The organism is Pseudomonas sp. LF020 (assembly GCF_053456425.1).
Window position 1 is genome coordinate 630163 of sequence record NZ_JBRFIX010000003.1, and the last position, 13032, is coordinate 643194.

A 13032-nucleotide genomic window follows, 5' to 3' on the forward strand; every position below is an offset into this window, starting at 1 on the left:
GTTTTTATCGTAGGAGCCAAGGCGAAGGGGTTCGCCTTGAGATGAGGCGTGTGTCACGAATTGGTTGTCGGACTGTTTTTGGAGTATAGATGTGCAAACTTCTAATAAGAACGCACATATAAGCCCGTCCATCATGCAAAAAAACATCACCTCCCTCGGGTCGCTGAACTGGGACGACCTGAAGTTTTTCCTCGAAGTCGCCCGCACCCGCAAGGCCAGCACCGCGGCCAAACGGCTCGCCGTCGACTACACCACCGTGTCGCGGCGCATCAGTTCGCTGGAAGCGGCGTTGGGCACATTGCTGTTCGAAAAATCACGCACCAGCGGTTTCGTGCTGACCACCGAAGGCCAGCGTCTGCTGGGGTATGCAGAGTCGATTGAAAGCACGTTGCACATGGCATGCGAGCAAGTCTCGGGCTCTGGTGTGGCACTGTCCGGGCACGTGCGCATGGGTTGCACCGAAGGTTTCGGCAGCTTTTTCATCACCCCGCAACTGAGCCACTTCGTCGACGCCTATCCGGCGATCTCGGTGGACATCCTGCCGCTGCCGCACTTCATCAGCCTGTCCAAACGCGAAGCCGACATCGTCATTGCCCTGGAGCGCCCGGAGCACGGCCCGTACGTGTGCTGCAAACTCTGCGACTACCGCTTGCAGCTGTACGCGACCCAGGACTACCTCGACCAGCACCCACCGATCCGCCGCCCTGCGGATTTGGGCAAGCATCAATTCATCAGTTACGTGGATGACCTGGCGTTCAGCTCGGAGCTGCTGTACCTGGCAAATGTGCTGCCCGGCGCCAGCGCAAACCTGCGCAGCACCAGCGTCATCGCGCAGTTCGTCGCGGCGCAGCAAGGGCGTTCACTGGCAATTCTGCCGTGCTTCCTCGCCGCGCAGGATCCGCGCCTGCTGCCGGTGCTACACGAGGAAATCGACATCACCCGGCAGTTCTGGATGTACTGCCGGGAGGATCTCAGGAAGTTGAAGCGGATCACTTTGTTGTGGGATTACATCCGTGAGGTGACCGAGCGCAATCAGGGTCTGCTGATGGGGCAAACCCGCGAGATGCGGTTTGCCGATTAATCGGCACTGACCACAATCGACACCCGGCGATTCTCGGTGCGTCCGGCGGCAGTGTCATTGGACGCCACCGGCTCGCTGCTGCCCAGGCCGCGCAACTGGATGTTCTCTTCTTTCATACCGACGGTGGTCAGCACTTTGGCCACACTTTTGGCCCGACGCAGCGACAGTTGCTGGTTATAGGTCTCTTTGCCCGACGCGTCGGTATGACCGTCGACCCGCACCCGCTCGATACCGACGCCGTGTAGCGCCTTGCCGATGCGTTCGACGATTTCGGTGCTCTGGTTGTTCAGGCTTTCGATATCGCTGCCAAACAGCACTTTGCCGGACAGGCCAAACTCCCAGCCCTCGTCGGTCGCCTCGAATCCTTGTTGCTTGAGGACGGCGATCTGCGCCGGGGTCAGGCCTTTCTGCGGTGCGGTCTGGCACCCGGTCAGCGCCAGTACGGCGATCATCAGCAAGGCGGAAAACAGTCGAGCGGGAAATGTGAACACGGAATCAGCTCCTGGTTTGAAGATTGACGACCGGGCTCTCCGACCCGGCCGTGAATTGAGCGCCACGCGACAGGCGCTTGGCCTGATACATCGCCGCGTCGGCCGCATTGAGCAAGGCGCCTGGCGTGACACCATGATCGGGGAAAACGGCAATGCCGATACTGAGCGACGTCACCACACTGGTATCCCCCGGCAGCGCGATGGGCACGTCCATGCTGGCAAGAATCTTGTCGGCAATGCGCTCGGCGTCTTCGATCCTGTGCAGCGGCGCGAGCAGTACGGCGAACTCGTCGCCGCCGAGCCGCGCCACCAGATCCTCTTCACGCAGCTGCGCGCGGATCCGATTGGCAACTGCCACCAGTACCGCGTCGCCGGCGGCGTGACCAAAGTTGTCGTTGATGCCTTTGAATCGGTCACTGTCGAGAAACAGCACCGCCACCCGCTCGTTGAGCTTGCCGGCATTGCGCAAGGCGCGAATCAACCGACCTTCGAAAAACGCCCGGTTCGGCAGGCCGGTGAGGCTGTCGTGGCTGGCCTGATGGGCTAGGGTTTCGTTCTCGCTTTGCAGGTGGGTTTGCCACGATTCGAGTTCGTCGAGCAGGGCATTGAAGTCGTTGCCGAGGTTGTCGAGCTCGGCGATCTGCGCCGGCGGTACCCGGCGATCCAGTGCTCGCTCGCTGCGGGCAGCGTGGGCCACCGCCGCGAGGCTGCGAAGTGGGCCGGTAATGCTGCGCAGCTGTCGGCGCGCCAGATACAGCGCGACCCAGGCACTGATGGCGGTGCAGAGAATGATCCCCGCCAGACCGCTGAGCAAGAAGCGCATCAGGCTGCCGCCGTGACCGACCAGCAGGATGCGTCCGATTTCACGATCCTGATGCACGATCGGCAGGCTGATCGGCTTTTCCAGAATGGTCCGGGCGGCCTGCATTTCCAGCTCGGAGAACAGGCCGTTTTCGGGACGCTGCCAACGCGCGAGCAACGTACCCTGGGCATCGAAAACCTGAGCGTCCGCCACTTCTTCGGTGGACGCGATCAACGCCAGCGCTTCCGTCGCGGCAGCCTTGTCGTTGAACACTACCGCCGCTTCCACGGTGTAGCTGATCGAGCGCGCAATCAGGTGCAGGTTGTGATCGGCGTAGACCCGCAGCGCGAGAACCCCCAACAGGGTCAGCGATACACTGGCCATCGTCACGGCCACCAGCGCGACAATCAAATGTCCACGACCGATGACCGAGCCCAGTGTCGGGCGGGTTCTGGAGCCGAACAGTTTCATGGTGCCGCCGGTTTGCGGCGCGACAACTGCAGCACGCTCGGGTGGATGCGTACGCCGCTACGGGCGACGGAGTCGAGATTGACCTCGAAGGACACCTGCTCATCGCTGACGCGCAGGCAGAACAGGCTGCCGACCGTGCATTGATCGCCACCTTCGCTGATGCTCAGCACCGGATGGCCGATCAATGAAGAGAAGAGCCGACTGCGTTCATCTGCGGTGAGTTTGCCGATGTACACCGCATCACACTCGCTGACGATGGCCGGATTGTCGGCCAGCAGTCGGCGCACAGTGACCGGACGACCAGTGGCTTGCGTGGTGCCTTTGACCAGATCGTCGGTGTACTCGGTGGGGCCGACGATACACAGGCGCAACTGCGCAGGCTCGACCGGCCAGCGTGCGTAGCTGAGGATGCCCAGCACGACTTGCGTCACTGCCTGGGCGCGCTGTTCGGCCATGCCCGTGGGCGTTTGTGGCTGTGCCATGGCAATGCCCGTCAGCAAACAGAGCAGACCGACAAGCAATACGTGCTTGCAGCGAACCACGCGCTCTGTCGCCCAGACTGCCACCTTCATGCAGGGATTCTCTTGCATCGTACCGAAATGATGCCGCAACGATAGCACAGCGGAGTAACACCCGCGAAACAGTGCCTCCTGACCGGCTGGTCAGTAACCGCCGCCAATCGCCAGATCTTTCATCCCCGAGCCTCGCCACCCTCCTCCAGTTCCAGCATCAGTCCGCTGAGGCGCTTGACCTTGCGCTGCACGGCCTCTTCGAACACGCCTGCGCGAGTTTCGACCAGGGTGAACCAGTTTTTCGCGCGAGTGATCCCGGTGTAGATCAGCTCTTTGGTCAGCACCGGATTCAAGGCATCCGGCAGGATCAGCGCAGTGTGCGCGAACTCCGAACCCTGGGATTTGTGCACGGTCATGGCGTACACCGTTTCCACGTCGTTGAGCCGACTCGGCAGCACGAAGCGCACGCCGCCCTGACCATCGTTCCGCGGAAAGGCCACGCGCAATACCGGTTTGCCCACGTCGGGGCCTTCACGCTCGGGCAGCTTGAGCGCAATGCCGATGTCACCGTTCATCAGGCCCAGGCCATAGTCGTTGCGGGTCATCAATACCGGCCGGCCTTCGTACCATTGCTGGTCACTGTCGATCAGCCGCGCCTTGAGCAAGGCGTCGGTGATGCGCTGGTTCAAGCCTTCTACACCCCAAGGGCCTTTGCGCACCGCGCACAGCAACTGGAACGTATCGAATGCCTGCAGCACTTCACGCGCCCAGTGAATCCAGTCCGGGTGTTCCAGCGGTCGGCCTTGGGGTGGTCGTTGATTTCGCAACACGCTCAGGTAATGGCGATAGCCCTGCGGCCCGTCGCCATGGCCATCGAGCACCAGACGCTCGAACTTGTGGTTGTGTTCGCCATTGAGCGGCAGCGAGAACACATCGGCGTAATGACCAGCGCTCAGTAGTTGCCGCGCCTCCTCAGGCAACTGTTGATTGACCCGCCGCGCGAGTTGCCCGATACCGCTGCCCTCGCCGAATCGCCGGGAGTGGCGCAACATCACCAGTTGCTGCGCCAGTGGATGCGAGCCGTCATTGTCTTCGTGCAAACCGCTGTCCTGCAGCGATTCACCGCTGACAGACTCCAGCCATTGCCGGGTTTGCGGGTTATACCAGCCAGCCTCGGCATCGCGGCACAGATCGCCTAACACCGCACCGGCCTCCACAGAGGCGAGTTGGTCCTTGTCCCCGAGCAGCACCAGACGCGCATGTGGCGGCAAGGCATCGAGCAGATTGGCCATCATTTCCAGGTCGATCATCGACGCTTCGTCGACCACCAGCACGTCCAGCGGCAAGCGGTTGCCCGCATGGTGGCGGAAGTGACGGGTACCGGGCCGACTGCCGAGCAGACGGTGTACGGTGGTCACGTCGCAGGGGATTTTCTCGCGCACGGCGTCGGCGACTTTCAGCGACTGCACTTGCTGACTGATGGACTCGGTCAAGCGTGCAGCCGCTTTGCCGGTGGGCGCCGCCAGACGAATCCGCAGCGGCTGCCCGGCCTCCACGGCGGGTGCCTGGAGCAACGCCAGCAGACGCACCACCGTGGTGGTCTTGCCGGTGCCTGGACCGCCGGTGACGATACTGAATGCGCCGCGCGTGGCAATGGCGCAAGCGAGTTTCTGCCAGTCGACCACTGCACCTGGTTTTCTCGCCCCGAACAGCTCATTCAAGCGCTGCGGCAAGTCCGCCGGCGGCATTTCGCTCTGCGCCAGACGCAGACGCAAGGCGCTGTCGATCCGTCGTTCATAAGCCCAGTAGCGGCGCAGATACAGGCGCTTTCCGGACAACACCAAGGGGCGTTCCTGCGCCACTGCACTTGTGTCAGCCGCCAGCGCGACCAGCGGACTGCCCGCCAGCACCTTGCACCAATGAGCGCCGTCGAGGGTTTCGAGCAATTGCGACGGCAGTAGCAGAACACCCCCTTGCACATCCCCTTCGGGAGGGAGTGACAAGGCGAAATCCGGCGCCTTGAGGGTTTCGAACAAATCCAGACACACATGCCCGTGACCGAGCTGATGACTGGTCAACGCGGCGGCGAGCAGCACCAACGGGTCAGCCTCGGGCGACAACTCATGAAGGAACGCGACAAACGCCTTGTCCAGTGAACGCAGCCAGCCCCGTTCGACCCAGCGGGTCAGTAACAGCAGCAGATCGTCGGCACGGGTCAGCGGTGACAAGGTCGACAGACTGTCGTCGGCCAACGGTGTCGGCAGCAGATCGGCGAAGGTACGGTTCATAACAGGACTCCCTGTTCCCATGCAGGCTCGGCTTTGGGTGCAGGCTTGCCCTGGAACAAGCGGTCCAGGCTTTCGATGAGCTCTCGTGGCGGACGGGCAAAATACACGCCGCGACTGTCCGACCGTGTGCCGCGCAGGAACAGATACAGCGCGCCCCCCACATGCCGGTCGTAATCGTAGTCAGGCAGCCGCGCCTTGAGTTGGCGGTGCAGTGCCAAAAGATACAGCACGTATTGCAGGTCATAGCGGCTGTCGAGAATCGAGCGTTCCATGGCCTGCTCGGTATAAGCCATGTCGTCAGCACCCAACCAGTTGGATTTGTAGTCGGCCACGTAGTAGCGGCCATCGTGTTCAAAGGTCAGATCGATGAATCCCTTGAACATCCCGTTGAGCTGCACCGGCTCGGCCGCCACCCGCGCCACGCCACCGTGGGTGTGCTGGCGCACCAGCTCATCGAGTTTGAGCACGTCGACCTGATGGCTGGCGAACCAGAACTCCATCTCGACCCGGTACTGTGTCAATTGCTCCAGTACCACTGGTGATCGCCCGGTACCTGCCGGCAACGGTGTCTTCAGCAGATGCTCCAGCCAATCACTCAATGTGGTGATCCAGCCTTTCCAGCCACGCAGGTTGCAGCGCCGGGCAATCGCGTCCTCCAGCGCATCGCGCGGAACGGCGAAACCTTCGTCACCCGCCCATTCCAGCAAACCGTGGAGGAATGTCCCTGGATTGGGCCCGCGTGGAAAGCGATGGATATCGGCGCCACCGGCGATGATTTCTCTCGGTGCCTCGGGATCAAGGCGCTCATCATCAAACAGTTTTTGCGCTTGCGGACTGTCCGGCGCTTCATCACTGCCGACACTCAATACATCACTGATGCGCAAGGCACTGTAGGAAGCAATCCACCAGTTTTCACTGGCCTTGCGCTTGGGCAACAGCGTCGCGCTGAGCGTCGCTGCAGTGCGCGGTGGCTGATAATGCTCGTCCGTGGGTTGAGGCATGTCAGCGATGGCGATGGCCGGGCAATCCTGTTGCAGGTCCTGCAGCCAGCGATTCAATCCGGTGGACTCGCCCAGCATCTCGCCACCACCCAGCAGGTATCCAAGGGCAGAAAGATGCAGCACTGAACCGTTGTTATTACCGCGCTTGAGATCGGTCACGCCCAGCCAGCAGGCATGCTGCGCGCGGGTCAATGCCACGTAGAGCAGTCGCAAGTCTTCAGCGAGACGCTCATCATCGGCCAAGGCAATCAATTCGGCAGTCGGCTTCAGGCTTACCTGCGCCTTGCCCGACGCGTCGTGGTAATTGAGTGGCAAGCGGCTGCCGTCCACCGGTTTTGCCGAGCAGATGAACGGCAAAAACACCAGGGGATACTCAAGGCCTTTCGACTTGTGGATGGTCACGACCTTGACCAGTTGTTCGTCGCTTTCGAGACGCAGAATCTGCTCTTCACCGGCCTGGCCGGACAATGCCAGGTGTTCGGCCAGATGCCGGATCAACGCCTGCTCGCCGTCGAGCTCAGCAGCAGCCTGCTGCAGCAATTCCGACAAGTGCAGCAGGTTGGTCAGCACGCGTTCGCCGTCGCTGCGTGCCATGAGGATCTGCGGCAACTGGAAGTCGTGCAGCAGGCGACGCAGCATCGGCAGCACACCTTGCTTGCGCCACAATTCGCGATAACCGCGGAACTGCATGACGCGGGTTTCCCAGACCAACTCGTCCTGGTTCAGACGTTCCAGCTCGACCAGTGGCAGGTTGAGAGTGATGCAGGCCAGCGCGGCTTTCAGCGAGCGCTCGACGTCCGGCTCCGCGCAGGCCTTGAGCCACGACAGCAAGTCATGGGCTTCCTGGGCGGCGAAAACCGAGTCCTTGTCCGAAAGGTAGACGCTGCGCACGCCACGCGCAGCCAGTTCGCCACGAACGGCCTGCGCCTCCTTGCCATCGCGTACCAGAATCGCTATGTCCGAAGGACGCAGGCCTCTGAATTCCTTGCCACTCTGCACAAATCCAGCGCTGCCGGCTTGCCCGCCGTTGAGCAACGCGGTGATTTGACTGGCACAGGCCGCCGCCAGTTGCTGGCGATAGACGGCACCCGACAGCGGCTGGTCGGTAGGCAGGTGCCAGACGTTCAGCGCCGCAACGTCCTGTCCGGCAATCTGTAGCCATTCTTTGCGACCCTGAGACTCGACGGGTTGAAACGGTACCGGGTTCTTGCCGGTTTTCTGCCGAAACAGAAACGCGCCGCGCCCCAGCTCTCGGGACTCGGCGCGTTCAAACACATGGTTGACCGCTTTCACCATGCCGTGGCTGGAGCGGAAGTTGGTACCCAGCGTATGCAGTCGGCCGGCGGTAGCCTCACGTGCACGCAGATAAGTGTAGATATCGGCGCCACGGAACGCGTAGATCGCCTGTTTGGGATCGCCGATCAGAAACAGACCAGTGTCCGGGCTGTTGTCTTCGATGCGATAGATACTTTCGAAGATCCGGTACTGCACCGGATCGGTGTCCTGAAACTCGTCGATCAGCGCGACCGGAAACTGCTCGCGGATCAGTGTGGCAAGCCGCTCCGCGCCATCGGACTGCAGTGCCGCGTCAAGACGCAGCAACATGTCATCGAACCCCATCTCGGCACGACGACGTTTCTCCTCTTCAAAACGCGCGCCTACCCATTTGGCCGCGTGTTGCAGGACTGCTGCATCAGGGGTCGGCAATGCATCGAGACTCGACTTGAGACCGGCCATTGCATCGAGTCCCGGATGGTTCGGCGTCTGGCCTTTCCAGGCTTCGGCCATGCCGTCGGGCGTCAGCCGGGTGAAGCCGGTGCCGATGTCCAATTGCTCCAGCGACTCGTCTTCAGCCCAAGCCTTGAGCTTTTCAAACCAGGGTTCAAAGTAACGGGCCTGCATCTTGCGACCGTCGACAGCTTTGTTCGTAACGCCTTCATGACAAATGGCGAGCAGCTCATCGGCCCATTGGCGCCAGGGCATCTTCAGTTCAAGCAAGGCAGCACGACGCTCCTGCAGACACTCGTCGATCAGCTCTGCCGGGGGCTTGCCTTCGTCGCTGTCGCGCTCGCTGGCAAACAGGCCACGCACTCGAGGCAGCAGCGCCGCGGGTCCGCCCCAGTTGTTGCGCACCCAATTGAGGACATCGCCCTGCATCGGGTAGCAGAACAGACGCCAGTAGTCGCGCAGCACCTCGCCAAGCAAATCGCTGTGATCGGTCTCGAGGGATTGAGTAAACAGGCTGCCGCTATCAAAGGCGTGTTCACGCAACATGCGCTGACACCAACTGTGAATGGTGGAAACGGCGGCCTCGTCCATCCATTGCGCGGCGATATCCAGCCGATTGGCGCAACCGGACCATTGTTGCGGCGCATATTGCTCGCGCAGATCAGCAATCAGGGCATCAGGCGCCGGTATCTCATCACGGAAAAATCGGGCAGCCTCGGCCAATCGAGTACGAATCCGCTCGCGCAGCTCCTTGGTTGCCGCATCGGTAAAGGTCACCACGAGGATTTGCGGAGGCAACAACTCACGACCGAAGCCATTCAGGTCGCCGCCATGGCCGAGGATCAGCCGCAGATACAGAGCGGAAATGGTGAAGGTTTTACCGGTACCGGCACTGGCTTCGATCAATTGGCTGCCGTGCAGCGGGAAAGCCAGTGCCAGCGGGATCTTCGAACTCATGAGCGCCCCCCTTCGCTTGCGAGTGAGCGCCAGGGTGCTTCGAATAGAGGGCGATACAAGGCGTCGCACCACCCTGAAAATGTCTCATCGCTGAGTAGCGAATCAAAGTCGGCGAATTGCCTGGACAGCGCCGGGCTCTCACGACGCTCGCCTTCGTTGGTCTGGCCATCACCTTCATAGGCTTTGCGGGCCGCAGCTTGCGCCTTGAGCGGATCGGATTGGGACAACCAGGCAAATGCGGTTTTTACTGCGATCGGCAACGGCTGACGCATTCCGGCCTGCCAGGCAAGCAGCAGATCACCGAGGAAACGTAGCGCCCGATCCTGCTCCATGGGCTCGAGCAACAGCGTGTCATCACTGGCTACCAACGCAGTGGTCATCGATAGTCCGCTGGCACAGGCAACAAGATGATTGACCCACGGTTTGATCAACCGGTGCCATTTTCGACTCTTGATCGAGCCGATGCTGTTGGGAATGGTCGTGACTGACAGCAATCCACCATCGGCACGCTGATGCAGGCTGGCGAGCCAACCTTCAAGGCGCAGTCCGTGCAATTGGAGACTGATCGGAACTGCGCTGGTCAGCGGTGTTGGCCATAAAGTGAGCAGTTGCTGAAAGCGCTGAAGCAAATCCGGCAGCGGTTCGATCAACTCGCGCTGCAGGCACTCACCGAATCCGGCCATGGGCAGCAGACCACTGTTTTGCAGGCGGCGGGCCTGCGCCTCGAGCGCCTGATCGACATTGTCCGGTTGCCGGAGTGCCGCGTCGAGCAGGCTGTCACTGAGGGTATAGCGTTGCAATGCATCGAGTACGAAAGGCTCCTCGTCCGCCAGTGGAGCTTCGGCGGCCTCGAAATACACCTTGAGTCGCTGGGTGAAAAAGTGGCGAACCGGGTTGCGCAGGAAGTCCTGCAGCAGGACCAGAGTCAGAGGTTCTTCCTGGACATAGGGATCGAGCAACTGCTCCGCAGTTTGGCTCTGAACGGGTTGATGCAAGACCTGCCATTCTCTGGCATAGCTGAATAGCTGATTGCCCTCATGGAAGTAACGCGCGCTGAACGGTTGCAACGGGTGCTCCTCGGTTAACGCATCCAGCAGATTCCTGCTCTCGTCGGCCAATCGCCAGCCACCGGCGAGATGGTCTCGCAGTTGCCCGATCAGCACCGACGCCGGGCGCTCGCTGTTGTCGCGAATACTGCGGCCGACCCAACTGATATAGAGCTGATTGCGCGCAGACAGCAACGCTTCCAGCAATAGATAACGGTCGTCCTCCCGTCGGGAACGATCTCCCGGACGGTAATCGCTGCCCATCAGGTCGAAATCCAGGGGCGGCTGCGCGCGTGGATAGTCACCATCATTCATTCCCAGCAAACAGACGAGTTTGAAAGGAATCGCACGCATCGGCATCAAAGTGCAGAAATTCACGGCACCGGCGAGAAAGCGCTGGGACAGGCGGCCCTGATCCAGACCGGCAAGCCAGGCCTCACGCACCACTGTCAGCGGCAGTTCATCTGTCAGGCCTACCGATTCGCAGGTTTCCAGCCATGTCTCGCGAAGCTCCTCCAACTGGGTCAGCAAGAAGTCGTCATGTTCATTGCAGGCCTTGAAGAACAATTGCATCAGCGCCTGGAGACGTAGGCCCCACTCATGGGGTTGTGCCGGTTGCGTGAGTTCCTGATGCGCCAGTTCCAGCGCATCGAGCAACGCGACCAGAGGCCCGATCAGCGCGGCATCCAACCCACCGATTTCATCATAGGGCTCGATACCCGCACAGGCATTGGAACTGCCGACAGCGTAACCGAGCAACATCCGGCGCAAGCCAAAATGCCAGCTGTTTTGTTCGAGTTCACATGGCAGTCCGAGACCGGCCCGTTGCTCGGCATTCATGCCCCAGCGCACACCAGCGCCTTCAATCCAGCGATGCAGGGTCGGCAAATCACGTTCCTCAACACCGAATCGGGCACGCAATGCGGGAACGTCGAGCAAATCGAGGATTTCACTGACCGGAAAACGACTGTCCGGCAACTTGAGCAGGTGCTCGACGGCAATCAGCAAGGGATCGCGGCCGCGCTGCCCCTGATCGGCCAGAGTAAACGGGATGAAGCGCGGATCGTGTCGCTCGAGCTGGCCAAACACCGCGCGGATGTGCGGGGCATAGCTGTCGATGTCCGGCACCATGACGATCACATCGCGGGGACGCAGTTGAGGGTTGGCGCTGAAGCGGGCCAACAACTGATCATGAAGAATCTCGACCTCACGCTGCGCGCTGTGGGCGATGTGAAAGCGGATCGACTCATCCTGCATCAGATCGACAGCGGGCCAATGCTCGCGCGTTTCATCAAGTGGTCGCAACTCCAGGATGTCGTCCTGGAGCTGATTGAGCAGGTTCTGCGGCCGCGTTTCGCTGAACAGGTCGATGCGCCCGTCACGAAATGCCGCGCGATAACTATTTGGATCATCATAGCTGTCGAGCAGGCTGATGTAGTCGCGACCTTGTTTGCCCCACGCGGCGAGCAGCGGGTGGGCATGTTGATGCAAGGTGTCAGGATCAAGTACGAACGGCATGCCGGTCTTGCGGCTCTGGCGCTTGTACTGATGGCGCAGCAGATCTTTGTCGGCAACGATATCGGCCCAATGGTGACGGCAGGGGTTGTGCACACAAAGTAGGACCTGACTGAAACGTGCAAGTCCGGCCAGAGCCTCAAGCACTTGAGCCGGCAGAGAAGAAATACCAAAAACGATCACCCGCGAGGGCAGGCCTGCGGGGGCGACTTCGAGGGTGTTTATTCTCTCGATAAACCGCTGATGGACACCCGCACGACTCTGGGCCATGCCTTGTTCGCCAACATCCTGCAATAGCGCACGCCACAGTTCGGCCTGCCAGCAACTGGTCGGCGGCAGGGGTTTGATTTCGCCCCTGACATTACGTAATTGGTGGAAACCTTGCGCCCAGTCTTCAAGCCAATCCGCGCGATACACCTGATATTGGTCGAAAAGATCCGCCAGGCGTTCAGACAATTGATAGCGCTTGCGCAAGTCGGTGTCGTGGGTGAGGAAGCGCTGGAGCGGCTCGAAATGCGGACGGTCGATCAACTGAGGTAACAGACGCATCAATCGCCAGGTCAAGGGTGCCTTGTCGAGCAGGGATTTGGCAGGGATTTCATCTCGGCCCAGGACCATGCGGTAGAGCTGCCACATAAAGCTGCCGGGTAATTGCACGTCGATGGCTGCAGCAATTCCGCAACCACCGAGATCATCGTCCTGGGGATCCTCAGCCAATGCCAACTTGAGCCATTGGGCAATACCGTTGCTCTGCACGAGAGCGATTTCATTCTCCAAGGGCGCCAATGGATAGCGCCGCATAATGCTGACCACCAGGCTGCGCAGCTCGTCCAGGCTATTGCTCTGGACCACCATGAATGCAGCATTGAGGGACGAGGCGTCCGGCATAAAAGCTTCCTTGGAAAAGTACAAAAGCCAGGGCAGAACCTTAGCACTGTCGGCGGGCTGTGACAGCCGGAAGGGGCACCTGCATGTCGTAGGAACTTTCCTGCGGGCAAAACAAAACCCCAACCGCTTTCGCAATTGGGGTTTCGGAATTTAATCTTGACGATGACCTACTCTCACATGGGGAAACCCCACACTACCATCGGCGATGCATCGTTTCACTTCTGAGTTCGGGATGGGATCAGGTGGTTCCAA

7 protein-coding genes and 1 rRNA gene are annotated in these 13032 nt (G+C 60.6%); 1 reads left to right on the forward strand and 7 read right to left on the reverse strand.

Annotation, left to right across the window (positions count from 1 at the left end; translation table 11 throughout):
- Positions 1–133 precede the first annotated feature (133 nt).
- Positions 134–1081, forward strand: coding sequence for a LysR family transcriptional regulator (locus tag ACU680_RS10595; protein ID WP_448179410.1), 948 nt, complete (start codon positions 134–136; stop codon positions 1079–1081).
- Here ACU680_RS10595 and yfiB read toward each other — a convergent pair.
- The 7 genes from yfiB to rrf form a co-directional block, all read right to left on the reverse strand.
- Positions 1078–1572, reverse strand: a complete 495-nt coding sequence (gene yfiB, locus ACU680_RS10600) for an outer membrane lipoprotein YfiB (protein WP_007962103.1) — start codon at positions 1570–1572, stop codon at positions 1078–1080. The genes ACU680_RS10595 and yfiB overlap by 4 nt on opposite strands.
- Positions 1573–1576: 4 nt before the next feature.
- On the reverse strand, positions 1577–2845 hold the full coding sequence (gene dgcN / locus ACU680_RS10605) for a diguanylate cyclase DgcN/YfiN (protein WP_448179411.1): 1269 nt from the start codon (positions 2843–2845) through the stop codon (positions 1577–1579).
- A complete protein-coding gene (yfiR, locus tag ACU680_RS10610; RefSeq protein ID WP_367082974.1) occupies positions 2842–3417 on the reverse strand; it encodes a regulatory sequestration protein YfiR in 576 nt (191 codons plus the stop codon). The genes dgcN and yfiR overlap by 4 nt, the downstream gene beginning before the upstream one ends.
- A 119-nt stretch (positions 3418–3536) precedes the next feature.
- The gene (gene recD / locus ACU680_RS10615; protein WP_448179412.1) at positions 3537–5645 is read right to left on the reverse strand and encodes an exodeoxyribonuclease V subunit alpha; all 2109 of its coding nucleotides are present in this window, start codon (positions 5643–5645) and stop codon (positions 3537–3539) included.
- Positions 5642–9331 (reverse strand): exodeoxyribonuclease V subunit beta, encoded by a 3690-nt coding sequence (gene recB, locus ACU680_RS10620; RefSeq protein ID WP_448179413.1) that lies wholly within the window; start codon positions 9329–9331, stop codon positions 5642–5644. Before recB ends, recD begins: the two co-directional genes overlap by 4 nt.
- Entirely contained in the window at positions 9328–12780 is a 3453-nt protein-coding gene (gene recC, locus ACU680_RS10625; RefSeq protein ID WP_448179419.1) for an exodeoxyribonuclease V subunit gamma, read from the reverse strand. The genes recB and recC overlap by 4 nt, the downstream gene beginning before the upstream one ends.
- Positions 12781–12934: 154 nt before the next feature.
- Positions 12935–13032 (reverse strand): 5S ribosomal RNA (gene rrf, locus ACU680_RS10630); the annotation flags it as partial.